Origin of the sequence: Desulforamulus reducens MI-1 (assembly GCF_000016165.1) — a bacterium.
In the GTDB taxonomy this organism is placed as follows: domain Bacteria; phylum Bacillota; class Desulfotomaculia; order Desulfotomaculales; family Desulfotomaculaceae; genus Desulfotomaculum; species Desulfotomaculum reducens.
On the sequence record NC_009253.1, the window covers coordinates 2,719,570 to 2,745,058 of the forward strand.

Annotated in this window: 28 protein-coding genes and 1 other annotated feature; of the genes, 5 read left to right on the forward strand and 23 right to left on the reverse strand. The window is 42.9% G+C overall.

Going from position 1 to position 25,489, the window contains the following annotated elements; translation table 11 throughout:
• Positions 1–2 precede the first annotated feature (2 nt).
• The 7 genes from hrcA to DRED_RS13325 all read right to left on the reverse strand — a co-directional run bounded on the left by hrcA (position 3) and on the right by DRED_RS13325 (position 6,546).
• Positions 3–1,046: a heat-inducible transcriptional repressor HrcA gene (hrcA, locus tag DRED_RS13300; RefSeq protein WP_011878807.1), complete on the reverse strand. Its 1,044-nt coding sequence runs from the start codon at positions 1,044–1,046 to the stop codon at positions 3–5.
• 182 nt (positions 1,047–1,228) lie between these two features.
• Positions 1,229–2,365, reverse strand: coding sequence for a radical SAM family heme chaperone HemW (gene hemW / locus DRED_RS13305; protein ID WP_011878808.1), 1,137 nt, complete (start codon positions 2,363–2,365; stop codon positions 1,229–1,231).
• Entirely contained in the window at positions 2,356–2,490 is a 135-nt protein-coding gene (locus DRED_RS19615) for a hypothetical protein (protein ID WP_274376893.1), read from the reverse strand. The genes hemW and DRED_RS19615 overlap by 10 nt, the downstream gene beginning before the upstream one ends.
• Positions 2,491–2,598: 108 nt before the next feature.
• Complete coding sequence (gene lepA / locus DRED_RS13310; protein WP_011878809.1) at positions 2,599–4,404, reverse strand: translation elongation factor 4; 1,806 nt, start codon at positions 4,402–4,404, stop codon at positions 2,599–2,601.
• A 104-nt stretch (positions 4,405–4,508) separates the two neighbouring features.
• Positions 4,509–4,961 carry a hypothetical protein gene (locus DRED_RS13315; protein ID WP_011878810.1) on the reverse strand — a complete coding sequence of 151 codons (453 nt, stop codon included), beginning with the start codon at positions 4,959–4,961 and terminating at the stop codon, positions 4,509–4,511.
• Between the two features lie 45 nt (positions 4,962–5,006).
• The gene (gene spoIIP, locus DRED_RS13320) at positions 5,007–6,041 is read right to left on the reverse strand and encodes a stage II sporulation protein P (RefSeq protein WP_156779664.1); all 1,035 of its coding nucleotides are present in this window, start codon (positions 6,039–6,041) and stop codon (positions 5,007–5,009) included.
• Positions 6,042–6,222: 181 nt separating this feature from the next.
• A complete protein-coding gene (locus DRED_RS13325; protein ID WP_041274958.1) occupies positions 6,223–6,546 on the reverse strand; it encodes a phage holin family protein in 324 nt (107 codons plus the stop codon).
• 134 nt (positions 6,547–6,680) lie between these two features.
• Between DRED_RS13325 and rpsT the strand changes: the two genes are divergently transcribed.
• Positions 6,681–6,947: a 30S ribosomal protein S20 gene (gene rpsT, locus DRED_RS13330; RefSeq protein ID WP_011878813.1), complete on the forward strand. Its 267-nt coding sequence runs from the start codon at positions 6,681–6,683 to the stop codon at positions 6,945–6,947.
• 36 nt (positions 6,948–6,983) lie between these two features.
• Here the strand turns inward: rpsT and holA are convergent, their stop codons facing one another.
• Both holA and DRED_RS13340 read right to left on the reverse strand, forming a co-directional pair.
• Positions 6,984–8,024, reverse strand: a complete 1,041-nt coding sequence (gene holA / locus DRED_RS13335) for a DNA polymerase III subunit delta (protein WP_011878814.1) — start codon at positions 8,022–8,024, stop codon at positions 6,984–6,986.
• The gene (locus tag DRED_RS13340) at positions 8,025–8,345 is read right to left on the reverse strand and encodes an MTH1187 family thiamine-binding protein (RefSeq protein ID WP_041274959.1); all 321 of its coding nucleotides are present in this window, start codon (positions 8,343–8,345) and stop codon (positions 8,025–8,027) included. It abuts the gene before it with no gap.
• Positions 8,346–8,458: 113 nt separating this feature from the next.
• Here DRED_RS13340 and DRED_RS13345 point away from each other — a divergent pair, with 113 nt between their 5' ends.
• From DRED_RS13345 to DRED_RS13350, 3 genes are all read left to right on the forward strand, one after another.
• Positions 8,459–9,235 (forward strand): DUF1444 family protein, encoded by a 777-nt coding sequence (locus tag DRED_RS13345; RefSeq protein WP_011878816.1) that lies wholly within the window; start codon positions 8,459–8,461, stop codon positions 9,233–9,235.
• A 124-nt stretch (positions 9,236–9,359) separates the two neighbouring features.
• Positions 9,360–9,485 carry a hypothetical protein gene (locus DRED_RS19620; protein ID WP_274376894.1) on the forward strand — a complete coding sequence of 42 codons (126 nt, stop codon included), beginning with the start codon at positions 9,360–9,362 and terminating at the stop codon, positions 9,483–9,485.
• A 24-nt stretch (positions 9,486–9,509) separates the two neighbouring features.
• Entirely contained in the window at positions 9,510–9,854 is a 345-nt protein-coding gene (locus DRED_RS13350; RefSeq protein ID WP_011878817.1) for a hypothetical protein, read from the forward strand.
• Positions 9,855–9,856: 2 nt separating this feature from the next.
• Here the strand turns inward: DRED_RS13350 and DRED_RS13355 are convergent, their stop codons facing one another.
• The 11 genes from DRED_RS13355 to DRED_RS13405 form a co-directional block, all read right to left on the reverse strand.
• Positions 9,857–12,241, reverse strand: a complete 2,385-nt coding sequence (locus tag DRED_RS13355) for a DNA internalization-related competence protein ComEC/Rec2 (protein ID WP_011878818.1) — start codon at positions 12,239–12,241, stop codon at positions 9,857–9,859.
• 3 nt (positions 12,242–12,244) lie between these two features.
• Positions 12,245–12,898 (reverse strand): lytic transglycosylase domain-containing protein, encoded by a 654-nt coding sequence (locus DRED_RS13360; RefSeq protein ID WP_011878819.1) that lies wholly within the window; start codon positions 12,896–12,898, stop codon positions 12,245–12,247.
• Positions 12,899–12,932: 34 nt separating this feature from the next.
• Positions 12,933–13,574 (reverse strand): ComEA family DNA-binding protein, encoded by a 642-nt coding sequence (locus tag DRED_RS13365; protein ID WP_011878820.1) that lies wholly within the window; start codon positions 13,572–13,574, stop codon positions 12,933–12,935.
• A gap of 257 nt (positions 13,575–13,831) precedes the next feature.
• Positions 13,832–14,539, reverse strand: coding sequence for a DUF421 domain-containing protein (locus DRED_RS13370; RefSeq protein WP_011878821.1), 708 nt, complete (start codon positions 14,537–14,539; stop codon positions 13,832–13,834).
• 62 nt (positions 14,540–14,601) lie between these two features.
• On the reverse strand, positions 14,602–15,165 hold the full coding sequence (locus DRED_RS13375; RefSeq protein ID WP_238442525.1) for a DUF2179 domain-containing protein: 564 nt from the start codon (positions 15,163–15,165) through the stop codon (positions 14,602–14,604).
• A 67-nt stretch (positions 15,166–15,232) separates the two neighbouring features.
• The gene (gene leuS, locus DRED_RS13380) at positions 15,233–17,716 is read right to left on the reverse strand and encodes a leucine--tRNA ligase (RefSeq protein ID WP_011878823.1); all 2,484 of its coding nucleotides are present in this window, start codon (positions 17,714–17,716) and stop codon (positions 15,233–15,235) included.
• A gap of 193 nt (positions 17,717–17,909) precedes the next feature.
• Positions 17,910–18,120: a binding site (T-box leader), on the reverse strand.
• A 70-nt stretch (positions 18,121–18,190) separates the two neighbouring features.
• On the reverse strand, positions 18,191–18,547 hold the full coding sequence (gene rsfS, locus DRED_RS13385; protein ID WP_011878824.1) for a ribosome silencing factor: 357 nt from the start codon (positions 18,545–18,547) through the stop codon (positions 18,191–18,193).
• Positions 18,548–18,599: 52 nt separating this feature from the next.
• Positions 18,600–19,181, reverse strand: coding sequence for a bis(5'-nucleosyl)-tetraphosphatase (symmetrical) YqeK (yqeK, locus tag DRED_RS13390; RefSeq protein WP_011878825.1), 582 nt, complete (start codon positions 19,179–19,181; stop codon positions 18,600–18,602).
• Between the two features lie 62 nt (positions 19,182–19,243).
• Entirely contained in the window at positions 19,244–19,501 is a 258-nt protein-coding gene (locus DRED_RS13395; protein WP_011878826.1) for an RNA recognition motif domain-containing protein, read from the reverse strand.
• Between the two features lie 126 nt (positions 19,502–19,627).
• Positions 19,628–20,236: a nicotinate-nucleotide adenylyltransferase gene (gene nadD / locus DRED_RS13400; RefSeq protein WP_011878827.1), complete on the reverse strand. Its 609-nt coding sequence runs from the start codon at positions 20,234–20,236 to the stop codon at positions 19,628–19,630.
• Between the two features lie 89 nt (positions 20,237–20,325).
• A complete protein-coding gene (locus DRED_RS13405) occupies positions 20,326–20,835 on the reverse strand; it encodes an HIT family protein (protein ID WP_011878828.1) in 510 nt (169 codons plus the stop codon).
• Between the two features lie 177 nt (positions 20,836–21,012).
• On the opposite strand from DRED_RS13405, the gene DRED_RS13410 reads away from it, so the two are divergent.
• Positions 21,013–21,999 carry a sodium:calcium antiporter gene (locus DRED_RS13410; protein ID WP_011878829.1) on the forward strand — a complete coding sequence of 329 codons (987 nt, stop codon included), beginning with the start codon at positions 21,013–21,015 and terminating at the stop codon, positions 21,997–21,999.
• 43 nt (positions 22,000–22,042) lie between these two features.
• Here DRED_RS13410 and rbsB read toward each other — a convergent pair whose 3' ends face one another.
• From rbsB to DRED_RS13425, 3 genes are read right to left on the reverse strand one after another with little or no spacing between them, the layout of a single operon-like run.
• A complete protein-coding gene (gene rbsB, locus DRED_RS13415; RefSeq protein WP_011878830.1) occupies positions 22,043–22,990 on the reverse strand; it encodes a ribose ABC transporter substrate-binding protein RbsB in 948 nt (315 codons plus the stop codon).
• A gap of 58 nt (positions 22,991–23,048) precedes the next feature.
• On the reverse strand, positions 23,049–23,990 hold the full coding sequence (locus tag DRED_RS13420) for an ABC transporter permease (RefSeq protein WP_011878831.1): 942 nt from the start codon (positions 23,988–23,990) through the stop codon (positions 23,049–23,051).
• Positions 23,969–25,471, reverse strand: a complete 1,503-nt coding sequence (locus DRED_RS13425; RefSeq protein WP_420794786.1) for a sugar ABC transporter ATP-binding protein — start codon at positions 25,469–25,471, stop codon at positions 23,969–23,971. The genes DRED_RS13420 and DRED_RS13425 overlap by 22 nt, the downstream gene beginning before the upstream one ends.
• Positions 25,472–25,489: the final 18 nt, after the last annotated feature.

Below are 25,489 nucleotides of genomic sequence, written 5' to 3' on the forward strand. Positions count from 1 at the left end.
AACTAAACCTGCCCCTTCAGAATTCGGTCCAGTGTTCGAGAAAGATTGCGAGACATACAATCGATCACGGTTACCACCCTTGCATAATCCATGCGGGTGGGTCCCAGAACCCCGATGGTTCCTAAGATTTTATCACCTACCTGGTAAGTAGCAGTTACCATGCTGCAATCCTGAATTTCTTGTCGCAAATTTTCATTGCCGATTTTGATGGTAATCCCCTGTCTATCCCTGGTAAAATCAAGAATATCCTTTAAGGTATCTTCCTGTTCCAATAAGGAAAGGAGTATTTTCACTCTTTCAACATTATGAAATTCTGGTTGATTCAGGATATTAAATACCCCTTCAAGATAAATTTTATCCTCTGCAACCGAAATGACCCTATCCTGCATCAATTCAAGGGCTAAATCCAGAATGCTACGGTGTTTGGAAAGTTCAAAATAAATTTCTTTGATCAAAGTAAGTCGAATGTTGTCCATGGTCCTGCCCTGAAGCTTAGCATTCAACACACTGGAGATTTGGTCCAAATCCTGCTGTGTAATGCTTTCAGGGACAGTCATCATCTGGTGATGAACAGCACCTGTATCCATGACCACAATTAATATGGCCTGGGATGGTCCCATAAGCACCATTTGCACATGCTTGTAGGCACTTCTACGAAAGCTCGGCATCTGAACAAGGGCTGTATAATGAGTAAGTTGAGCCATCATTCTGCCGGTGCGATTTAGGACTTCACCCACTTCTCGTACCTTATTTTCATAACCACGCCGAATGGTCACTTCTTCTTCTTCACTTAATTGCTCTCGTTGCATCAAGCAATCCACATAGTAGCGATAGCCAAGATTAGATGGTATACGCCCGGCGGAGGTATGGGGCTGTTCAATATAACCCATCTCTTCTAAATCTGACATCTCGTTACGAATGGTAGCCGGACTAACACCCAATTTATATTTACGAGAAATGGTTCGTGATCCTACTGGCTCTGCTGTATTAATATAGTCTTTTATGATGGCCAACAGAATCTGCTGTTTACGTTCATCCATTTTCACGTCGGCCCACCCTCCTATTCCACCCTTAAAGGGTGTTAGCACTCTCAGTCGATGAGTGCTAATCTAACTTAAAATTTAGCAAAAGGAAAATTATTTGTCAAGGATACCAGATTGCCCTGTATCTTAGGTTTTTAGGGTTTATAAAGCAATTTTTCCAAACCTAGTGTAAATAATATTCATTTTTATACAAACTCAGCAAAAACTTGATTTGCCAGTGGTAAACCTTTCTCTGTTAATTTAAGATAACCATCCTCTAATTTTACTAAACCTAGTTGCTCCATCCGGCTAATTTCTTTCTTGAAAACTTTGGTAATTGGTAACCCAAAACGCATTCGAAAGTTCTCTAGCTTTAATCCTTTTAACATTCGTAAGCCCAGGAAAACTGTTTCTTCCATTTGCTCCCTGACGGAAAGTATTGTTTTCTCTTCCCTAGGTATATCGCCCCTTTTCAGTAAAGAGGCATATTGCTCAATATTCCCCACATTACCCCAACGTACCTGATTTAAATGAGAATGGGCCGCAGGGCCGAGGCCCAAGTATTCCCCATTGTGCCAATATAATAGATTATGCCGGCATTGATAACCTGGGCGGGCAAAATTTGAGATTTCATAGTGCTCATAACCCATTGATCCCAGTATACGTATTGCCAGCTGATACATTTCCAGTTCGTCCTCTTCTTGGCAAGGCTCCAACTTGCCCTGTTCTATGGAACAGGTTAAGGGGGTTCCTTCTTCCAACTGCAGCCCATAGCAAGAAATATGTTGCGGCTCTAGGTTTATGATTTCAGTTAAAGACTGCTGCCATTGTTTAACTGTTTGTTTGGGTAAACCAAAAATAAGGTCCAAATTGATATTGTGGAAGCTTGCTTGCCGGGCCTGCCAAACAGCTGCCTTGGCTTGTTCAAAATTATGGATGCGACCAATTTCATTTAGAAGTTCTTGGTGGGTGGACTGTACCCCCAGACTCAGCCGGTTAAAACCGGCTGCCCTGAGGTCCTTAAGGTAAGAAAAATTCACAGTTCCTGGGTTAGCCTCGGTGGTAATTTCTGCATCATTGGCAATATAAAAGGAACGGTCCAGCCGTTCCAAAATGCTGGCCAGTTGCCCGGACATAAGAGAAGTGGGCGTACCGCCGCCCACAAAAATTGTATTAATTGTTTTTTCCTTTAACAAAAGGGATTCACTGTAATAAGCAATTTCCTTCTCCAGTCCCCGGAGATACAGAGATACCTGTTCCCGGTTGACTGGATAGGAAGTAAAATCACAGTATAGACATTTGCGAACACAAAAGGGTACATGGATGTACACACCTATTGACATGGTTCCACCAGCTTGTTTTGTATTTCCTTTATCAGACCTTCTTCCTGCCCCGGCTCCTTAAGCCAAGCTTCCACCACCGGCCAGACTTGAGGACAGCTTCCTTTGGCCCCGGTTAAATCACGCACAGTCTTATAGACGATTTTGCGCTAATTTTTTGTTAAGGTCTTGTATCCTGCCTTCTCCAGTACAGGTGTTAATTTTTTTAAATAACAAGTCATTCTACAGAACCTAACTTATTCTTCAATACTTAAAACAGCCATGAAGGCCTCCTGGGGTATCTCCACGTTACCCACTTGCTTCATGCGCCTTTTACCTTCTTTTTGCTTCTCCAACAGTTTTCTCTTACGGCTAATGTCACCGCCATAGCATTTTGCCAGTACATCCTTGCGCATGGCCTTAACGGTTTCCCTGGCAATAATTTTATTACCAATGGCCGCCTGTACCGGAATCTCAAACATCTGCCGGGGAATTAACGAACGAAGCTTTTCTACCAGGGCCCGTCCCCGCGTGTAAGCTCTTTCACTATGAACAATACAGGACAGGGCATCTAGAACTTCACCATTTAGCATAATATCCATTTTAACCAGCTCGGATTGCCGATAGCCAATCATTTCGTAGTCCAGGGAAGCATAACCCTTGGTCCGGGATTTCAATTGATCGAAGAAGTCATAAATTATTTCAGACAGAGGAATTTCATAGGTTAACATAACACGGTTAATTCCCAAGTACTCCATATTACTAAAAATACCCCGTTTACCCTGGCAGAGATCCATGACGGTTCCTACAAAATCCTTAGGTACCATAACAGTGGCCTTGACAAAGGGTTCTTCGATAATTTCTATTTTATTGACCTGAGGCAGATTGGCGGGGTTGTCGATTTCCATGACTTCACCCTTGGTGGTGGTCACCCGGTAGACTACACTGGGTGCCGTGGTAATTAGACTTAGGCCATATTCCCGCTCCAAACGTTCCTGAATAATTTCCATATGCAACAGACCTAAAAAGCCGCAGCGAAAACCAAAACCTAAGGCATCGGATGTTTCTGGTTCATAAATTAAAGAAGCATCATTTAACTTTAGTTTATCCAGGGCATCCCGTAAGTCTTCATAGTCTACAGTATCCACGGGATAAAGACCGCAGAATACCATTGGGGTAACTTTACGGTAACCGGGCAGAGGTGCCGGAGCAGGATTTTGGGCAGCGGTAATGGTATCACCCACCCGCACATCCTGTACATTTTTCATGCTGGCAGCCACTAACCCAACTTCGCCGGTCTTTAATTCATCCACAAAGGTCATATGGGGGGTAAAAACCCCCACTTCGGTTACTTCAAACTCTTTCTTGGTGGCCATCATTCGTATGCGCATACCAGGTTTGAGGGTTCCCTGAACCACACGAATGTAGGCTATCACACCTCGGTAGGCATCATAGTGGGAGTCAAAGATCAGGGCCTGCAGGGGAGCTTCGGAGTCACCCTTAGGGGGGGCAATCTTGGTAACCACCTGCTCCAGAATTTCTTTGATCCCAGCACCAGTTTTCGCAGAGGCCAGCACTGCCTCGGAAGTATCCAAACCGATTACGTCCTCTATCTCCTGTTTGACCCGCTCTGGTTCCGCACTGGGTAGGTCAATTTTATTAATTACCGGGATAATTTCCAAGTCATTTTCCAGTGCTAAATAAACATTGGCCAAGGTCTGGGCTTCAATTCCCTGGGAAGCATCCACCACCAACAGAGCACCCTCACAGGCGGCCAAACTACGTGACACTTCATAGGTAAAGTCAACGTGACCGGGGGTATCAATTAAATTAAGCTGGTACTCCTGGCCGTCTTCGGCCCTGTGGAACAAACGAACAGCCTGCAGCTTAATGGTAATACCTCGTTCTCGCTCCAGATCCATCTTATCTAGTACCTGCTCAGTCATTTCCCTTTGGGAAAGGGCACCGGTTTCCTCCAGTATTCTATCGGCTAGGGTTGACTTACCGTGGTCAATATGTGCTATAATACAAAAATTTCTAATACGATTTTGGGGGGTTGACATTCTTTACTCCTCCACCTCCGAAAAACGACATACTATTTCATTATAGCATCGGTTACGTGCTGCTTCAACTTGTCTTCTTGGAGGAAACTTGGATAGAGAAAAAATCATTGTCCCTGTACCCACTGATTAACTGCCTTTACTCTTTCAGATGCTAAAAAAGCCTCCCATTTTTCCTCTGCCATTTCTTTTATAAAAATAGTCTTTTCCTTTAATTGGGCGTTGTTTTTAATATCCTGCCATTGTTTTTTTATATTTTTAATGACAAAAATGGTTTTTTCATTGACTTGTGGGTTGTTCTTGACTGCCTGCCAGTTTTGATCCACCCTCTCATATAAGTTACCGGCATATTTTTGCATGGCAACGGTATTGACTTCCAAGGTTTCACCCAATACTTGAATTCGTACGTTACCACTCTCTTCCTGTGAAAAGCTATATAGTTGAACTGGTTGCTCGGGCAAAATAAGGCTATTAAAACATTCATTGGCAATGTAGACACCAAACCCCACCATCAGTACAAAGGCACCAAATAACATAAAGAGTAATGCGTTTCGCAACATAAAAAGGCACCTCCCCAATTTTAGGATGTACCTTTTAATACCTCTCTATACACTTTTTTCTATTTTATCTTCAGAACCTTCATTTGTTTCCTTGGCAGACGGTTCCTTTAGGGCCGGTTTTGTTTGATCCTGACCATCTCTTTTCTTCAACTCCTCCTTGATAATTTCTGCCAAGGCATCCGCCAGCATGACTGCACTGGTTTTAGCTTCTTCGAGGGAGTTATTGTCTGATCCAACTTCAACCAGTATGGCTCCAGGGTGTAAAAATTGATTGTAGCGTCCTTCCTTTACCCGCACTCCCAAACAAAGCCCCGGGTATAACTGGTCTAATTTATCTGCTAATTTACAAGCAAACTGGTAGTTTTGTTTCCAGTTAGGAAAGGGTAGACGAGCATCAGAACCAACAATAATTAAAATAGGTGCAGTTTTTTTCCCCTTTACTTCCACTAAACAATTCTCTCGACTGCGTCCTGCATCCCGATGTATATCCAGCATGGTGATCATGGATGGGTTGTTTGCCACTAACTGTCGAACAGTTTTTTCAGATTCTAAATAGGAGGTAGCATATCTGGCATCATGGACTTTATCCGATAGAGCTACTCGAATGGCGTGCTTTTCCGCCAGTTGCCTTTGTACCTCCTTGGCAACTAATACAACCCCACCTTGTTTTCCGGTTAGTCGGTCGGTACCATCGGTTAAAGAATAGGTTTCTCCGGTGTGGGTGTTATAAATCCCCACCAGTACATCCTTGCTTAGATTCTCAACCAGAGGAGGTTCTTCTAAACCTGCTGTTTCGGAACTAACTGTAATAACCGCAGTCCCCTGAACTTGAGCCAGCATAGGTATCTGAGCTTGTAAAATTGACTCTGGCGTCAGATTAAAACGGGTAACCCCTGCTAACCAATACCATAACGCTGGCCCAGGTCTTTCCATTTCTTCCGGCGTATCTTGCCAGGCCAGTGCGGGCATTGTTGTCAAGATCATACTGCGGGGATCCTGAGATATCTTGGAGAATACCCAGTCAACTGCATTAACCAAGTCCTGTTGGGTCCCTTCGTGCCCAAACTGCACACTATTCATTAGAAAAGTTAACCAAAAGGCAGCAATCAGAAGGAGTGACAGTATTGATAATATTTTCTTTGAACGAAAAACAAAAATCACCCCCTCGGGGCTTGTATATTTTAATAAATATGCCCTATGGGGGATAGGTATGAGAGAAAAATAAAAAGCCCACTCGGGGCTTTTTATAAAACTTTTTAACCTATCTTACAGCGGTCGGCACAACAGCATCAATAAGACCAATGATAAAGGCTGAAATTAACGCACCAAAAATACTAACATTGAGTAAGTTGGGAATGATAAATTGCGCTAGGTAAATAACTACGGCAGCAGTAATAAAGCCAACCAATCCTCTTCTTTGTGGGGATACGCGATCACCCAACAAACTTTCTGCTATGTAGCCCAAGATAGCAATTACCACAGCAGCAATTAAGGCACCAATGAAACCACCTTTTACTACAAAACCTGGAGAAAGCCAACTTACTACAATTAATACTAGAGCGGAAACAATAAAACGAACCACCATTCCTAACAAATAATCACCTCCCTGTTATTCATTCTGTAATTATGATTTACCAAAAGGGAAAACGATATACAAAAGTTGCTTGCATTTTTATTTTATGCGTGGTAAAATACAGTTTGTTGGGGAGGTGAGAAATTTTGCCTAATATTAAGTCTGCTATTAAGCGGGTTGAAATTACAAAAGCACGCACTATTCGTAATGCCAGCATTAAATCCGCTGTTAAAACTGCAATTCGCAGATACGAGGAAGCCCTAGCCAAAGCTGACAAGGAAGTCGCCGAGACTGCCCTGCGTAATGCTATGGTTGCTGTAGATAAAGCTGTAACCAAAGGTGTTTTACATAAAAATGCCGCAGCTAGAAAAAAATCTCGCCTAACCAAGCGGTTCAATAAAATTGCTGGTTAATAATTAAACCACCCTGCGGGTGGTTTTTTTAGTTTGCTACTCCATTTGGCCGAATTGAATTAACATGGTTTCAATGGCTGGTAGAAAATCTCTCTGGCCTTTTTTTATAGCGGCATCAATAGTTGCAATTTCTTGCAAGGCCCATTTCATTCTCTGGGACCCCCCCCGTCGAATTTGTGTTAAGGCCTTTTTGATAACAAAATCATGTATTCCCATTTTTCTAGCAACTTCTCTCTCAGGGGAGCCTTCCCGAAGTAAGGCCTCGGCCTGGAGGGCGATGCGAAGTTGTCGCGCTAAAAGGGCTAAAATTTTAGTCGGTTGTTCCTTAAGAGAAAGAAGTTCTCGAATACCATTTAGAGCCTTAGAAGTATGGCCAGCCACAGCATCGTCCACTACTGTAAAAATATTTTGCTCAATATTGATAACACCAACCTCCCCGACAATGGCGGAGGTTATTTCTTGTTCGCTACCCAAATAGCTGATAAGCTTATTTACTTCATTCTTTAGATTTAATAGACCTAACTTACCGTTGGCTTCTACTATCGCTCTGGCAGCTGAGGGCTCAATTGTTTTACCAGTCCCTTTGACAATTTGGTTAACCCAGGTGATCATTTCGGAGGGCTTTAACATTTTGAAGTCTATAACCTGTCCCTTTGCACTAATTTCTTTGTAGGTCTTCTTGCGACGGTCTACTGCTTCCTTGGCAACAAAGACTAAACAAGTGGTGCTGGCTGGATTATTTAAATACTTTAAGAGAACTGTGTCCTTACCACTTCCTTTGTCCTCGCCTCCGGCTTCATTTTTCCCTTTGCCAGAAAACCATGGAGCATTTTTTACGATGACCAGTCTGCGTTCTGCCATGAAGGGCATGTTTTCTGCAAAAGAAATCACCGTATCAATGTCTGCTTCTTCCCCGTCCAATAGATCCAGGTTAAAATCAGCTGCCTGTGGCAGTAAAAATTCTTTAAATTTCTCCACAGCCTTTTCTTTCAGGTATTCCTCTTCTCCATAAAACAAGTATACCGGAGAAACAACCCCCCGCTGTAGGCTGTTGATCAAACCTTTGTAATATTCCATTTAGTCTGTGCCACCCGGCGTAATCAATTTAGCTTCCACAGAAGATACTTTGCCTTTCATTGTCCCCTTTTTATCTCTCCTGTCATCAATTCGAATAATCGTATTCACCCTAGATGCCCCTGCCATAAAGGGTTGTTCATGCATTTGGCTTACCAACTTTATTATTTCAGTCAATTCCCCTTCGATAATGGTCCCCATAGGGGTTAACTGGTATTTAATATCATTAGCTTGCTGTAATACCCGGACACAGCCAGCAACAAAGCTACTTAAACTAGTACCTCCAGTGCCAAGGGGTATCACTGTTACTTCTACAATTGCTATGATAATCACCTCTTTAAAAATTCATCGCATATATTTCCCCTTAAGTTATTATATTACAGTAACATACAGATCACAAACAGTAGTAGTTGTTTCCATGGGGGGATGATAGATTGATGGACAGAAACACCTTTCGAAATACTGTCTCAGAATATATATTGGACGCTGTGCCCAAGTCCTTAATTTATAACCTAGATAATTTCGGAATTCGGATGAAAAAAGGCGAGTATTGGATTGATCTTTCCCTGGAAAACTTTTATAAAGGGTACTGCCGTCAGAAACCTTCCATGCGGCATATATATATTTCTGAAGTTCTGGCACCCTTTATCAAGGACCTCCGGAGAGAAAGCGGTGTAAATCATCATGATGTAAAGGAAAATATTAATCACGTTTTTCCCCTGATTATAGGTTCCCAGGATAGAAAGGGGATTGTTACCACACCGCTGACAGACAACCTTTTCATCGCCTATGTATTGGATCAAGGAATGCGTATTTTTTTCATTGAAGAAGCAACACTTGACTCCCTTCATATATCAGTGGAGCAAATAAAGCAACTGGCTCTAAAAAATTTTTTTCGGGATCAGACTAAGCCGCTACAAGTATTTGATGAAAAAAGACATATCTATGGTTTTAACTACGGCGATTCCTATGATTCCAGCCGATTACTTTCCATTATCTATAGACCCCAAGAACATGGTATTCCCCCACACCGCAGAGTCTATGTAATGGTGCCGAACCGAGATGTTGTGTTACTGTTTTACTCCCCCGAAGAGAGTGATCTTAGACAGTCCATCATGATTGGTCGCAGTAGTTTTCTTAATAATCCCTATCCTGTGAGCCCCGAGCTTTATCAGGTACGCCAAGGGGTTATTTTGAAGAGTTCTAGATTTTAACTGGTGGTGAACAGCTATTTCTGTATAGCTGTTTTTTATTATCTTTATACATCTAAACTATCCTGGCACAAATTCTCACGGTTTTTAATATGATGTCATAAACTGTTTAGAAGGTGTGATGTAAATGCCCTCTAAGGAAGATACACAACATGATCTTTTGCTCATCATCACAACGGGTCTGTTTTTTCTCTTTGTAACTGGCCTGGCTGTGTCATCAGAAACGGAGGCGCCCATTATTCCTCCGCCATAAAATTACCCAGAGGGGGGAAGGCCCGTGTTTTCACCAAACCATATGGAAATGCTGATGAAGAAGATCATGGACCAATTGGGTTTCCAAATCAATGGGGAAAACAACGGGACTAACAAAAAAAACAAGAACAATAAGTGTAACAAAATAGAGAATTGTCTTCCTACCCTTACCCCCTCGCAAATGTTAGTAATCCTTGGATTGCTGGGAGGAGTCTTTGAAGTAGACTCTGTGCTGGTGGATAAAGACCAAGTGATACAGGTTGTATTAAGTGGTTCCTTAAAAAGAAAAACAGAATTGGAGAAAATAATGGAACAGGTAGGCACTATGCCCTTTGATGATGTCATGAAAGCCATCTTTGGTCGGTATTAATTTTATTTCCCCGTTTGAACCAGCCATTTTGATCCATCGGTGCTTAAGATAATGGCCCCTTGTCGATCTGTGCGGTAGATTTTGCTATTTACTTCTTCTAATGCCTCCAGGGTTTTAACAGACGGGTGATGAAAGCGATTGCCCTTGCCCACCGAAATAATCGCAGCTTTAGGACTCACCCTCTGAAAGAAATCAGGGTCAAAAAAACCACTGCCATGGTGCGGAACTTTCAATATTTCTATATTGGTTATCTCGATGTTCTCCACCAGGTTCTTTTCCGCCTCGGCCTCTATATCTCCGGTTAGTAAAACCGTACGCCCATGGTATTTCAGTAAAAATATTAAACTATTGTTATTGGCATCGGAGCGGGTGCCAATAAATTTATCTTCCGGGCCTAGACATGACATTAACAACTCAGAGTCCAACCTTAGCTCATCCCCTGCTCTGGCGGAACAAAGGGGTATCCCCAGTTTTCCAATCTCTTGCAGTAATTCAGTATAGCCTTCATCGATATGATCTGCCGGCTGCAGCCCGTAGGGCGAAACCATCACCATTCCCACTGACATGGTCTGGATAAGGGTTCTAGCACCGCCAACATGATCTGCATGGGGGTGTGTTAACACTAACACATCCACTTGATTGATGCCTAATCTATGTAAGTAGGGTACGATTACATACTCTCCGGCTCCCCTGCCAGAAAGAAGTTCATTCTGCCAGCCCCCTGTGTCAACCAGCACAATTCGTTTTTCGGGGGTAATGATTAAGGTACTGTCCCCCTGACCTACATCTATAAAATGAACTTCCAACAAACCATGGGTAGGTTTTACCAGCCAAAGGGTCATTATTAAAAGTGCTACCAGAACAAGGGTTTTGTATTTCTCAATCTGCTGATGAGAACCTACTACTTTTTCTCTTTTTTCAGGAAACTGGAATAAATAAAAAGTGAATATCAGTAAAACGTAGTATAGGAAAACCAGCCAGAGGGGTGGGGTAGGAATATAAAAGGAGGCACTGGGCAAAGAGTTGCAAAATTGTACTAATCCAATAAATAAATCAATGAGTGAACTAATACCACTGTTAAAAAGAGAGGTCAGAGGTAAGTAGATCGTACCGATAAGTAAATCCAGTCCACCAAATAACATAATCAGACCCACCAGGTGAACTGTCAGCAAATTGGCCAGGATGGAAACCTGTGAAACAAGGTTAAAGTACAGGGTCACCAGAGGAAGGGTTGCCAGTTGAGCCGCCAGTGGCACTGTGATTAATAAAACAATGGATTTAGGTATTTGATGAAAAAGGTTGTTTAAAACAGGGGTTAGATAAAGCAGACCCCAGGTTGCCACAAAGGAGAGTTGAAATCCAATATCATATAAATCCAGTGGATTAATGGCCAAAATGATTCCGGCAGCCGTAGCCAGCGTTGTAGGCCAATCATTCTGTCGTCCCAGGTGGCGGGCCAGTAAAAGTAAAACCGCCATCAGGGTGGCACGTAAAACCGCGGGTCCCAGCCCTGTCATTATGGCGTAAAAAATTAGTAAAGGAATGGTCACCGGGGCGGTAAAGCGAGCAGGTACTTTTAACAAACGTAGCACTTGCAACAGCATAGCAGCCACCAAGCCAACATGATAACCTGAGACACTGAGAATGTGTACCAGCCCAGTCTGGTTAAAGGCTAATTGTACATCCTGGGGTATTTCCCCACGGGTACCAAAGAGCAAGCCCTTTAGTATGACAGCTTTCTCTTTAGACAGGGTTTTATCATAAATACTTTCCAGGTGATTTCGTAAAGCAAAGGCAATACGAAAAATAAAGCTGCCCTCACCCCTGCGGAGGACTTTGATATCTTCGGATTTCTTTACAACCATGTTGGCAGCAATACCCTGTCGATTTAGCCAAGTTCGGTAATCGAAGGCCCCAGGGTTACCTGGAGGTTCCGGCACCACCACATAGCCTGTTAACCTCAGAATATCTCCGTATTGATATCTCTTGGTTTTTTCCGGCACCTTGACCCGCAGAATCCCTGAAACCTTTTTTATCTTGCCCCCATACTTAGCCTGCTGAACTTTTAATTTGTAGAAAGTTGCTTCGGGTCTGCGGTCCGGTTGATCAATAACAATTCCGGTTGCTTGAATATTAGTTCCCTTAAAATCCATCAGCGGTGTGGCCACCACGGACAGCTTGATAGTTGTTAGGGCCATTCCAAGACAGATACAAGCACAAAAAAGGACCCAAGTGTTATAACGCCAGGTCCTGATGATGCCGATTCCTGCAACTATGCAGGTGAAAACCGCTGCTCCCATCGCAACGAGTATATTAACTTTAAGGACAGAGGTTACCATAATACCCAGCATAAAGGCCAGTATCATAAAAACCAGGGGGCGCTGCATATATTAAACCCCAGTATACTTTTGCTGGTAACGAATTACTTTCTGTATATATCGAGTAGTTTCCTCATAGGGAGGTATCCCTCCATAACGTTCAACAGCCCCAGGACCAGCATTATAGGCCGCTAAGGCCTTGTTTACATCACCATCGAAGCGTTCCAGCATGGATTTTAAATAGCGGACGCCACCATCAGCATTTTGTTCTGGATCATAGGGATTTTTTACTCCTAGATCGCGGGCCGTGCCAGGCATCAGTTGCATTAAACCCATGGCCCCGGTCCGGGAAGTTACCCTGGGATTAAAGTCAGATTCCGCCCGGGCCACAGCCTTACAAAGGGCAGGATCTATGCCATGACGTAAAGCTGATTTTTCCACCATAGCCTCATATTCCCGCACAGGTCCAACTGCAGCACGAAAAGAAGCTGCTGCTGCGGCAGCAGAAGCCCTAGCTTGTTTACTAGGCAGGAAAGGCACCTCTGCCAGATTCACGCCGGGATTTAAAGGCAAGGTATTCCCCCTTACTCCAGCCTTAGCAGCAATAAGCTTAGCCAACATCAGAGAAAATTCCGCTGATTGTTCACTTTTATTTTCCTGTGTACCATTTATACCAATTTCCAAGGCCTGTAGCCTTATCAATTGTGCCACTAAACTTGCATCCATTTGTTCACATCCTGTACCAATTCTTTATGGTTTGCTATTGTAAGGTTATACGGTGCTGTAAATCCTCAAACTTTTTATCACCGATACCTGAAACATTCTTTAAATCTTCAGTGCACTGAAAGGGACCGTTAGCCTCTCGGTGCTGAATAATTCGCTCCGCCAATGCCGGCCCAATACCGGGCAAGCTATCCAACTCCTGTGGTCCTGCGGTATTGATGTTGACCAAACCCGTTCCCTGGGCAACGGTCGGCGTCAATGGTTTGCTCGCCTTAAGGGCTACCCCCTGTGACGGTACATTATCCATTTGATTTGGACGTTGTTCCGACGCCTGTTGTTCCGCTTTACTGGGAATCGGCAGTTTCTGCCCATCTTTCAAGGGTGCCGCCAGATTCAACATGCTTAGGTCTGCATCCTGTGTAGGAACCGCCAGCTTTAGGGCATCATGAACCCGGCTGCCCGCAGGTAAGTGATAGACATCTGGTTTCTCAACGGCCCCGTCCACATGAACTTGAATTTCTGTTTCCTCTTTGCCCGTTCTCATACTGTCAGAGGACTGGGAGTTTACCAGTTCCACCCCTGTGTTCGCCCGGCTGGCAAACTGATAGCCCGCTAAATAAAGCACAACAGCCATAATTATCAGAATAATCACTTGTTCTTTTCGACCCAGGTTTGGCATGTCAAAAACCTCCCCACAGTGGGTTAAGACCAATAATTCTATGGATATTTCTACTTTCAGTGACATTTTCCTCCTAATCTACGTTATACTTTAGGAAAAAATGTAAAAACCTTATCCTAAATAGGATAAGGCTAGGGAATACGGACAAGGAGCTATTGGTATTCTGTTAACACCAGCAAAACGACTTATCAGAGCAGCAGTGTTAACAGAATACGTTTATGGTTCTTAAAATAGAGCATACCTAAAAGGCTAACAAACTATTCCCGGGCTCTGTCATCATTTTGGCAATCCACCAAGAGTTGCCCCCGGGTATTTAATGTGGCCAAAAGGACATGCTTTGGATGAATACCCTTTTCTGCTAACTTTTCCTTCAACCATTTTTCAGTTAGGTTTATGTTATGAAGGTTTTCTTTCAAAACATCTCCATCCATCACCAGTACATTGGGTAATCCTTCATATTCAGTGTCAATTCCCAGATCCGCCGGTGTTACTGGCCTTTTCTGTGATTTTGGCAAAACACTTAACCTTCCCGAGGGCTCCAAAATGGCATACTCAATATCTTCTATATTATAGAACCCTTTTTCCCTTAATTGGCTTAACAAATCGTCCAGATTATAGCGGGAAGAACGCATTTCGTGCCTTAACAGGTGTCCGTTTTCAATGATAATCTGGGGAGAACCATAAAGTATTTTTCTCAGAGGGCGATTCACCAGGGCTAGATAAGAAAAAACCACTTCCAGAATACCCAATGTAACCAGGGGAATGATCCCATGCCAGATTGGAATGGACTGGGCTCCCATGGGAATAGCTGCTAATTCCGCTAAAATAATTGCTACTACAAAATCAAAGGTAGATAGCTGACCTATCTCCCTTTTTCCCATCAAGCGTACAATAATAAGAACCGCAAAATATATAACAACTGTACGCCAAACATGAGGAAATAATCCCTTTAAAGCTTCCTCCAAATTTATAACCTCCCACAGACATACTCGTCTTATTATGCAGCGGGAGGTTTTTGACTATGCACTTATTTTGATTTGATAAGTTTACTTTTGGGGACTGGAAAAACACCACCTCTAACTGCCCTGGCATCAGATATATTGAAGAAAATTCCTGGCTGTATTTCGTCCAAGATTTGAGTAGCCAATTTTAAATTGCTTCTTTTTAGTAATACAAATAAAATGGTTCGCTCACCATTCCTACCACAGCCAGAAACAGTTGTTACACCAAAGCCCTGCTCCCGAAATCGATTGCACAATTCAGTAGTATTCCCAGGCGAGGGGTATACCTGCATGGAAAGGTGTCCCACTGCCAGCCACTCTTCAATTAACGAACCAATGAAATTACCTGTGGCAAAACCCCCAGCGTAAGCAATTATCTTTACTGGATCATCAATACCTCCACTTAAGGCCTTTCCCAATGCCACAATGAAAATACTAACTTCTACAAACCCCACCATACTTGCAATGAGCTTCCGACCACGCATCAGCATTAGTAAGCGTATAACATCCAGTGACATATCCGCCACTCTGGCAAAAAATATAAAAAAATAAGCTCCTAAATGAGACAGACCCAAATCCACAATTTTCACCTCATGTTTTAAATATAGTAGAAAAAAATTAAAGACACCTGTTAGGGTGTCTTTAGTTTTTGCCTTCTCATTTTACCACAATGTTTAATAATTTGCCTGGAACCGGAATAATTTTAACAATTTGTTTGTCGCCAATCAGTATTTTAACCGACTCCATATCCATAAGATATTGCTGCATTTCCGCCGGCTTCATATTGGCAGGTATATTTAACCTTTCCCGAACTTTACCATTAATTTGAACAGCAACCTCCACTTCGTCCTCCACCAGTGCTGCGCTATCAAAGGTGAGCCAAGGCTGTTTGTGCACACTGCCTTGATGTCCGGTGGCCGACCAAAGTTCCTCGGCAATATGGGGCGCAAAGGGAGCCAGTAGAATGATGGTACTGTTAACGGCTTCGGCCAATACCGCTGTATCCCGTTCCACTGCCGCAACCTTATCACGGTAGGTATAAATTCCATTAACCAGTTCCATGATGGTACTGATGGCAGTATTAAAGTTAAAGCGGCCACTAACATCCTCAGTTACCTTTTTAATGGCATAGTGAGTTAAACGTCGCATTTCTTTGTGTACACCCACATAAGCATTAACACTTGAAATGGCTGGAGCTCCAGCTACTTCGTCTTTCAGGGAATAAACCAATCGCCATACACGGTTAAGGAATCGGTGGCTTCCTTCTACCCCCCTGTCACTCCACTCCAAATCCCTTTCAGGTGGAGCGGCAAAAAGGATAAACATCCTTGCAGTATCAGCACCATAGCGGTCAATAATTTCTTCTGGACTTACCACGTTGCCCTTTGATTTGGACATTTTGCTGCCATCCTTTAAAACCATACCCTGGGTAAGTAGGTTTTCAAAGGGTTCTTGTACATTCACCAGACCCAGATCATAGAAAACCTTGGTAAAAAACCGGGAATACAGTAGGTGCAGGATCGCATGCTCAACACCCCCGATATACTGGTCAACATTCATCCAACGATCAGCTTTATTTTTATCCCAAGCATACTCTGTGTCTCTGGAACTGGTATAGCGCAGATAATACCAAGAAGAGTCCACAAAGGTATCCATTGTGTCAGTTTCTCTTTGGGCAGGTCCACCACATTGAGGGCAAGTGGTATGAACAAAGTCTGGCCTACCCTTTAGGGGTGACTCACCGGTTGGCTTAAAGGCCACATCGGTGGGCAATATTACCGGCAGTTGATCCTCTGGTACCGGTACAGTTCCACATTTTTCACAATAAACAATGGGGATAGGGGTACCCCAATAACGCTGGCGGGAAATTAGCCAATCCCTTAATCGATAGTTGACAATTCCTTTACCGATCCCCTTTTCCTCGGCGTATTTAATCACCTTTTTTATACCTTGACGGTTGGGACTTCCATCAAAGGGACCGGAATGAACCATAATTCCGTCTGCGGTATAGGCTTCCTTCATATCCTCAACCCTAATTTCCTTATCCTGGGCAGGATAAATAACAACTTTTATTGGTAAATTGTATTTATGAGCAAATTCGAAATCACGCTCATCGTGGGCAGGCACGCCCATCACAGCACCAGTACCATAGTGGTATAGAACATAATTGGCTATCAAAATGGGTACTCTCGCACCGTCAAAGGGGTTAATACAGTAGGCCCCAGTAAAAACGCCCTCTTTATCAGAACTGGTACGGTCTAATTCAGTTAATTTGTTTACTCGGTTAACAAAGCCAATGACCTCTGCCTCCTGAGGTCTACCAGCAATCAGCTTGGCTACCAGTGGATGTTCCGGCGCCAAAACCATATAGGATACACCGTAGACCGTATCCGGACGGGTGGTAAAGACGGTAATGCTTTCATCACTTCCCTCTACTTGAAAGGTTAGCTCAGCACCTTCACTACGACCTATCCAGTTTTCTTGCATAATCTTAACTTTATCGGGCCAACCCTTTAACAATTTTAAGTCATTAAGCAAACGCTGGGCGTATTCTGTAATTCGGAAAAACCATTGGTCTAACTCCTTTTGTTCAACCACGGCACTGCATCTTTCACAAGCACCGTCAACCACCTGTTCGTTGGCCAGAACGGTGGCACAATCCGGACACCAATTAACCCGAGCGTGTTTTTTATAGCATAGGCCCTTTTTATAGAGTTGAAGGAACAACCATTGTCCCCATTTGTAATATTCAGTATGACAGGTAGCTACTTCCCGGTTCCAATCATAACTTAAGCCAAGTTGTTTTAACTGGCTTCTCATATGTGCAATGTTATCCCAAGTCCAAGTGGCCGGGGCAATACCATGTTTAATAGCAGCATTTTCTGCAGGTAAGCCAAAAGCATCCCAACCCATTGGATGTAGTACATCGTAACCCTGCATGGTTTTAAATCTGGCCACTACATCACCAATGGAATAGTTCCTTACATGACCCATGTGCAGTTTACCGGAGGGGTAAGGAAACATTTCCAAGCAGTAATATTTAGGACGCTCTGAAAAATCCGGAACTTGATAGGTATTTTCCTTATTCCAGTCCTCTTGCCATTTTTTCTCTATTTCCTTGAAGTCGTAGTGCTCTTGCAAAGTACTTCCTCCTAGTCACTATTGCTATTTTTGAGTAATTTATGAATAGTTACATTCCTCGCAAATTTTACCATGATTACTACTTTATTTCAATAAAACAACCTTAAAACAATTGGGTGGATAGTTCGTATAAATACTAATTGTGTATCCCTCTAAGTTAAATCAAGAGAAAAATATATAAACCTCTCATCCCAAAAGGGACGAGAGGTTTTCCCGCGGTACCACCCTGATTGGTAAGCAATCTCTTACCCTCTTGTGAGCTGTATCGGGCAAACCCGGTTTAAGGTACTTTATTTCCCTCAAACAACTCCGGGGCGAGTTCAGTAATTTTACCCACCGCCTTACACCTACCAGCGGCTCTCTGTAGGGTTACACCACTTACTGCTCCCCATCTACGTTTCTAGTGATATTTATTTCTATATTATATAATGAACATTATAATTTCACCAACCAACTATGTCAACGGATGTTTTTTTACCCCTTAGCAGACATTTCCACTACGTTGGCATCTCCCCAAAGCCTTTCTAGGTTGTAGAAACTTCTATCCATTTCTTGGAATATATGAACCACTATATCACCATAATCTAACAAAATCCAACTACCCTCTCGAAAACCCTCCATGCGAAGCAATTTAACCCCTGCTTCCTTTAGCTTTTCTTCGATATGCTCAGCCACGGATTGTACCTGGGTGCTAGAACGTCCAGTACAGATTAAAAAATAATCACAGATGATGGAAATTTTACTGATATCTAAAACGGTAATATCCAGCGCCTTTTTCTCGTTAGCTGCTTGGTGGGCTATATCAACAATTTCCTTTGGGCTTAGTGTCAAAAAGACCCCTCCTTATGCTTATTGGGTATTAACCCTATTATATCCTATTCCACTATTTTCTAAAGAAACCCCTTGCAACTAAAATTGCATTTCTTGCTTTTACACTGGTGGGATGAAGCAAACAACCAATCTTTAAGGCATAGCGGATACTTTCATCAAAACAGCTTAACAGAGCGGTATCCAGATCTTGCGCCGCCTGGCGTCTTATCTCATCGACGCCGGAATGTCGTCGGTTTGGTTCTATTTTATCTGCTACAAATATTATTTTATCCAGTTGATTCATGTATTCTGAACCCACCGTATGAAGGGCGATGGCATTTAAAATCTCCGGGTCGGTAATGCCATACTCATCTCTGGCCATCACAGCAGCCACCGGACCATGCAACAATAAAGGCATGGCAAAACCAAACTCACTGACTGCTAAGTTTGCCTTTTTCGCCCGCTGCAGCATTTCATTATCATCAAAATCCCTGGCAATATCGTGCAGTAACCCGGCAAGCCCAGCCTTTAAAGGATCTGCACCGTACTTGCGAGCCAGTTTTTCTGCAGTCTCTGCCACACCCAAGGAGTGCCGAAAACGTTGTTCAGGCATGATTAGACTTAGCTGTTCTTTTAAAAAACTTATATTCACCATTGCACCCTCCGCTAAATAATTTTAAAAACCTCCTATCCCGGAGGAATGGAGGTTTTGTCTGTTTAAACTTGGCCAGCTTCGCGGCTTTTTGCTTCGTTGACAGTGATAACCCGACCACCCAATTCAGTTCCGTTAAGGGCTGCAATCATTTTGTCTGCATCAGTATCATTAACCTCAACAAAACCAAAACCACGGGAACGACCGGTTTCTCGATCTGTAATAACCCTGCTACTGAGAACTTCACCATATTGTTCAAAAGCACTGGCTAAATCCTCTGCTTTAGTAGACCAAGGTAGATTTCCAACGTATAAAGTTGCCATAAAAGTCACCTCTTTCAATGGTTCTTTGGTTACTTGTCTGCGTTGAATGTATTATTTGCATTTAACTCGGTCTAAATGCAGAGGGATTCAGCTAAGATATTTCCAATTGAGGTAAAGAAAACTTGCCTAATCTAGTGCATAAAGGCCATTTTTAAAAATATAATCTTCAACAGGTTCTGGCAATAGGTATTTGATACTTCTACCTTCCTTTGCCCTTCTCCGAATATCACTGGATGAAATGGATAATGCCGGTACCTCCAACGGTAAAATCCTTTTTAGAATATCCGGATGTAATAAATTTAAGATTTCTTTTAAGTTACTTAAATCATAGCCCGGCCTAGTGGCGGCAATAAAATTGGTCATGCTTAATAACCTTGGGGCATCCTTCCAGGTTAAAATTTCAAGGACAGCATCTGCCCCTGTAATAAAATAAACTTGTTTAATACCATATTGATTTATTATTTCCTCCACTGTATCAACAGTATAGGAAAAACCTTGCCTTGCTACTTCAATGGTAGATACTTCAAAATATGGGTTACTGAACGTTGCCAAGCGGGTCATTGCTATCCGATGCTGTGCATCGGATATTTCTTTATCTTGCTTATGGGGTGGTTTGCCCGCCGGTACAAAAACCACTTTATCCAGGTGAAACCTTTGTCTTACTTCCTCAGCAACCACCAAATGTCCGTAATGAATTGGGTCGAAGGTTCCTCCCATAAGACAAATTTCTTGCATGTGTAATATCCTTTCACCTTTAACTAACGTCATTTTAATGGTAATTTTATCAAAAAGCAACCAGACATGATAAATAGCTTTACTAAATATTAATTACCATTGGTCGATCCTTCGCTTTTTAATGCCGTAATGGCTCTGGTTATTTTTTCATAGGTACGCTGCAACCCCTCAGAAATAACCCGTGTATCTCCAATGACAGCCATGAAATTAGCATCCCCGTCCCAGCGAGGTACAATGTGAACATGAAGATGCCCGGGTATCCCAGCCCCGGCTACCTTACCAAGATTGATGCCAATATTAAAACCATGTGGGTTACCAAAGGCTCTCCGAAGGGCTTGCACCATGAATTGTGTCATTTTATGTAATTCGAGCAATTCTTCATCAGTAAGCTCTGTAATATCTCCCACATGTCTTTTGGGGGCAATCAGGAGGTGTCCGTTATTATAAGGGTACAAATTCATAATAACAAAGGTCTTATCTCCCCGGTAAATCACAAGATTTTCTTCGTCCTGATCCGAGTTTAGCTTTTCACAAAAGATGCACCCTGTTTGGGGTTTTCCGATATAAATAGATCGCCAGGGGGCCCACAAATTTTCCATACTATCATCTCCCGTTTCTTCTTTAAAACATATTTTTCTTTTTTATTTGTTAAATACCTTCTAAATAAAAAGATCTTGTTCTATTAAGGATTATTCTGTTAAAATATTGTATTTCATATTTGATTCTGCGGGAAACTTTATAAAGAATATAAGCCTCAGAAAGGAATCGAATAGCTGATGACCTATTTTTTATTACTGGCCAGTCTTGGCATTATTTTACTTAGTGCAGAGGTTTTTACAAATGGTGTTGAATGGTTGGGAAAAAAATTAAATTTATCCGAAGGAGCTGTGGGTAGTCTGCTTGCCGCTGTTGGTACTGCTCTTCCGGAAACCATGATCCCAGTAATGGCGATTTTATTTGGTTCTGGTGATATGGCCGATGAGGTGGGTATTGGCGCCATCCTTGGTGCGCCCTTCATGCTTTCCACTTTAGCCCTGGCCATTACGGGTATTTCTGCCATGATTTGGAAGGTCAAGGGTAAACCCCGGGAGAGTATGTTCATTGACCGGGATGTCATGGCCAGGGACCTTAAGTTTTTTTTGCTTGTGTACAGTATAGCTGTGTTGGCAGGCATCTTTACCGATGGCTTTAAACCACTGGTAGCATTATTTCTAGTATTGGCTTACTTCTATTATGTATACAAAACCCTTGGTTGTGAAGGTGGTCAATGCGAAGCCTTAAATCCCTTGTATCTGGCAAAGAAAAACCCCGACCCGTCCACTCCCATTGTGGTGCTGCAAGTGGTTATTGCCTTGATCGGTATTGTTATAGGAGCCCACTTGTTTGTACAAGAGATTGAGGTTTTGGCCTCTATCTGGGGTATTCCTGCTTTTATTTTATCTCTAATCATCGCTCCCATTGCTACAGAACTTCCAGAAAAATTCAACAGCGTCATTTGGGTGCGACAGGGTAAAGATACGCTGGCCCTTGGTAACATTACCGGTGCTATGGTGTTTCAGAGTTCCATTATACCGGCCATAGGGATTCTTCTGACTCCCTGGAAGTTATCACAATTGGGTATTATTTGTGCCATCCTTGCCCTTGCATCTGCGGGTACAGTTTTTATCCTGCTTAGGTTAAGGGGAGAAATCAGACCCCTGACCCTGGCCTTCAACAGTGTGTTTTATATGATTTTTATTGGAACGGTTATTGTTATGTATTAGAAGTCAAATAGAAGCGTCCAAGAAATCTTGGACGCTTCTCATTTTATTCTTTCTTGGTTATTAGTTTTAACTTAGCCGGGATATTGGTATCCACCTTTTCGCCTTTAACGACCCTTTGGGCCGTTTCTACACCCAGCTGACCGATTAATTTCGGCTGTTGAGCCACTGTGGCAGCCATTTTACCATCGTTAACCGCATTGACAGCATCGTCATTACCATCAAAGCCAACCACCATAATATCCTTTTTAGCAGCGGCGACTGCCTGCAGGGCGCCCAGTGCCATTTCATCGTTGTGAGCAAATACTGCGTTAATTTCCGGCTGGCTTTGCAGAATATTTTCCATTACCCGAAGGCCTTTAGAACGATCAAAGTCCGCTGGTTGCTTGGCCACAACTTTGATGTTTTTTTCTTTATCCATCACTTCATGGAAGCCCTGTCCACGGTCCCTGGCGGCAGAAGTACCGGCAATTCCTTCTAGCTCAACCACTTTGCCTTTACGGTCCAATTGTTTGATAATGTACTCGGCAGCCATTCTACCACCGGCCACATTGTCCGAGGCAATATGGGAGGTTACGGTACCACCGTTTACATTACGGTCCAGCGTAATAACAGGAATTTTAGCTTCGTTGGCGTCTTTTACTGCGGTTACTAACCCATCACTGTCGGTGGGGTTTAACAGAATAATATCAACCTTTTGCTGAATTAAATTTTCTACTTGTGAAACCTGTTTGGATGCATCGTCCTGGGCATCCACAACCACCAGTTCAGCATTCATTTTATCCGCTGCAGCTTTTGCGCCATCCCTCATATCTACAAAAAATGGGTTGTTTAATGTGGATACGGCAAGGCCAATAGTCATTTTATCCTTTTCTTCAGTGGCCGCCTTGGGACTTTCCTTTGGTTCCTCCTTTTTCTGGGCACAACCAATGACCAAACCTATCATAAGTATAAGACTGCCTAACACAATTCCAAGTTTCCAAAATTTCTTCATGCTAGTTTCCTCCTATTGTTAAGATATACTTAAATATGTAAAAAGAATCGTTACCCCATCACCTCCCCACAGCATTCCGTCGGTCTAACAGAACCGCAACCAAAATGATAAGACCTTTGACAGCTTGCTGGTAGAAGGAAGACACGTTTAGCAGATTTAAACCATTATCGATCACTCCAATGATTAAAGCACCAATTAAAGTACCGATTACACCGCCCTGCCCTCCAGTTAAGCTGGTGCCACCAATAACCACAGCAGCAATGGCATCTAACTCGTAGCCTATGCCTGCGGTGGGCTGGGCAGACAACAATCTGGAAGATAAAATAACTCCCGCCAACCCGGCCAATAAACCACTAATAGAGTAAACCATAATTTTATAGTGGTTGGTTCGTATACCACTTAGAATAGCTGCCTCTTCGTTTCCCCCCAGGGCAAAGATTCTTCTGCCGGGAGTCATCTGGGTTAATACAAACCAGGCCAGAAGTACAATAACACTGGTAATAATGACGGGTGTTGGTATGGCTCCTAAATACCCTCCCCCTAGTTCATTAAAGCCTTCGGCCACAGCACGCACGGGTCTTCCTTCGGTATAAATGAGGGTGGCACCCCTAAATAATGTCATGGTTGCCAAGGTTGCAATAAAGGGTGCCACCCTCCCATAGGCCACGATGGTTCCATTTACAGTTCCTGCCAGTAGACCAATCAAACAGGCATACAACACAACCATTAAGGTAGTGTTTCCTTGTCCCAAAAAACCTGCCCCCAAGGCACCGGCTAAAGCCAAGATGGATCCTACCGAAAGGTCAATTCCACCAGTTAGTATTACAAAGGTCATGCCCACACCCAACAGGGTATTAATGGACACCTGCCTAGCTACATTCAATAGATTTGATGTGGTAAAGAATCGGTCGGATAAGAAGGTTAAGGCTACGATAATGATTAATAATCCTAGAAATGGCCCTAAGTGATAGCGCTGAATTATGTTCCTTGGGCTTCCCATTGCACACCTCCTGTGGCACAGTACATAAATGCTTCTTCTGTTATCTCATCCCGAGTAAAGTGCCCAGTTACTCTTCCTTCATACATTACGTAAACCCGATCACTCATCCCCATAAGTTCCTGTAAGTCTGAAGAAATCAATAAAATTCCCAATCCCTGGGTTGTAAGGCGGTTCATTAATTCATAAATTTCCACCTTTGCACCTACATCTACACCCCTGGTGGGCTCATCTAAGATTAAAATTTTTGGTTTTGTCTCCAGCCATTTGCCAAAGACTACTTTTTGCTGGTTACCACCACTGAGACTTTTCACTGGTTGTCCCGGACCCGAAACCTTAATCTTCAAAATACTAATATATTTTCGGGTCATTTCCGATTCCTTGACTCTGTCGATGATCCCCAGTCGGGAACGTGCATGCAAGGTTGGTAGGGCTAGGTTCCCCTGTACACTAAAGGGAAGGATTAGTCCTTCATCTTTCCGATCTTCAGTAACCAGTGCAAGACCGTGTTTAATGGCTTCCGCGGGGTGTTTAAAACAGCCTTGAAATATTACTCCTTCCTGTCCCATAATTGAAACACTTCCCTGTACAGGGTCTAAACCGAAAATGGCCCTGGCCAATTCTGTTCGCCCGGCCCCCATTAATCCTCCAATCCCAACAACTTCCCCGGCCTTAAGCTCAATGCTTACATCATCTAATGCTTTATTTTTAAAATTATGTACCTTTAGGATTACCTGACCGGGTTTGCTAATGGTTTTAGGGAAGCGTTCACTGACTTCTCTTCCAACCATTAGAGCCACCAACTCATCAATGGATGTCTCAGTAATTTTTAGAGTATCAATATAGTTCCCATCCCGCATCACAGTTACCCGGTGACAGATTTGAAATAATTCCTCCATCCGGTGGGAGATATAAACGATGGATACCCCCTGCTCCACCAAGTTTTCCATAATTTTAAATAGCTTTGCCTTTTCTTTCTCTGTTAAGGCTGCTGTGGGTTCATCCATGATTAATAGCTTTGCTTTTCTGGATAGAGCTTTAGCAATCTCAACCAGTTGCTTCTCCCCTACACTTAATTGGGCTACAGGGGTCTTGGGGTGAACTTTCAAGCCTACTTGTTCGGTAAACTTACGGGCTGCTTCAATCAAAACAGACCAATTGATTATACCCATTCTGGCATAGGGGCCTTCGCCGCCTAAAAAAATATTCTCTGCAATACTCAGGTGGGGTACCAGATTAAATTCCTGGTGAATCATGACGATTCCCAATTCCTCCGCTTGCTTGGAACCCTTAATCTGGGTTTGTTTACCCTCATAAAATATGGCACCACTATTCATGGTGTAAATTCCAGTAAGAATCTTCATAAGGGTTGACTTACCAGCACCATTCTCCCCTAATAGGGCATGTATCTCTTTTTTATTAACCGTTAGATGTACACCATTTAAGACTTTGGCTCCTGGAAAATCTTTGGTAATATCCTTCATTTCCAGTAACTGCAAGAT

What these genes read in the sequence shown, in the direction of transcription:
- hemW (WP_011878808.1), bottom strand. Translation starts at nt 2,365, where the DNA reads ATGTCAATAGGTGTGTACATCCATGTACCCTTTTGTGTTCGCAAATGT.
- lepA (WP_011878809.1), bottom strand. Translation starts at nt 4,404, where the DNA reads ATGTCAACCCCCCAAAATCGTATTAGAAATTTTTGTATTATAGCACAT.
- DRED_RS13315 (WP_011878810.1), bottom strand. Translation starts at nt 4,961, where the DNA reads ATGTTGCGAAACGCATTACTCTTTATGTTATTTGGTGCCTTTGTACTG.
- spoIIP (WP_156779664.1), bottom strand. Translation starts at nt 6,041, where the DNA reads ATGAATAGTGTGCAGTTTGGGCACGAAGGGACCCAACAGGACTTGGTT.
- DRED_RS13325 (WP_041274958.1), bottom strand. Translation starts at nt 6,546, where the DNA reads ATGGTGGTTCGTTTTATTGTTTCCGCTCTAGTATTAATTGTAGTAAGT.
- holA (WP_011878814.1), bottom strand. Translation starts at nt 8,024, where the DNA reads ATGGAATATTACAAAGGTTTGATCAACAGCCTACAGCGGGGGGTTGTT.
- DRED_RS13345 (WP_011878816.1), top strand. Translation starts at nt 8,459, where the DNA reads ATGGACAGAAACACCTTTCGAAATACTGTCTCAGAATATATATTGGAC.
- DRED_RS19620 (WP_274376894.1), top strand. Translation starts at nt 9,360, where the DNA reads ATGCCCTCTAAGGAAGATACACAACATGATCTTTTGCTCATCATCACA.
- DRED_RS13355 (WP_011878818.1), bottom strand. Translation starts at nt 12,241, where the DNA reads ATGCAGCGCCCCCTGGTTTTTATGATACTGGCCTTTATGCTGGGTATT.
- DRED_RS13360 (WP_011878819.1), bottom strand. Translation starts at nt 12,898, where the DNA reads ATGGATGCAAGTTTAGTGGCACAATTGATAAGGCTACAGGCCTTGGAA.
- DRED_RS13365 (WP_011878820.1), bottom strand. Translation starts at nt 13,574, where the DNA reads ATGCCAAACCTGGGTCGAAAAGAACAAGTGATTATTCTGATAATTATG.
- yqeK (WP_011878825.1), bottom strand. Translation starts at nt 19,181, where the DNA reads ATGGTGAATATAAGTTTTTTAAAAGAACAGCTAAGTCTAATCATGCCT.
- DRED_RS13395 (WP_011878826.1), bottom strand. Translation starts at nt 19,501, where the DNA reads ATGGCAACTTTATACGTTGGAAATCTACCTTGGTCTACTAAAGCAGAG.
- nadD (WP_011878827.1), bottom strand. Translation starts at nt 20,236, where the DNA reads ATGCAAGAAATTTGTCTTATGGGAGGAACCTTCGACCCAATTCATTAC.
- DRED_RS13405 (WP_011878828.1), bottom strand. Translation starts at nt 20,835, where the DNA reads ATGGAAAATTTGTGGGCCCCCTGGCGATCTATTTATATCGGAAAACCC.
- DRED_RS13410 (WP_011878829.1), top strand. Translation starts at nt 21,013, where the DNA reads ATGACCTATTTTTTATTACTGGCCAGTCTTGGCATTATTTTACTTAGT.
- rbsB (WP_011878830.1), bottom strand. Translation starts at nt 22,990, where the DNA reads ATGAAGAAATTTTGGAAACTTGGAATTGTGTTAGGCAGTCTTATACTT.
- DRED_RS13420 (WP_011878831.1), bottom strand. Translation starts at nt 23,990, where the DNA reads ATGGGAAGCCCAAGGAACATAATTCAGCGCTATCACTTAGGGCCATTT.
- DRED_RS13425 (WP_420794786.1), bottom strand. Translation starts at nt 25,471, where the DNA reads ATGAAGGATATTACCAAAGATTTTCCAGGAGCCAAAGTCTTAAATGGT.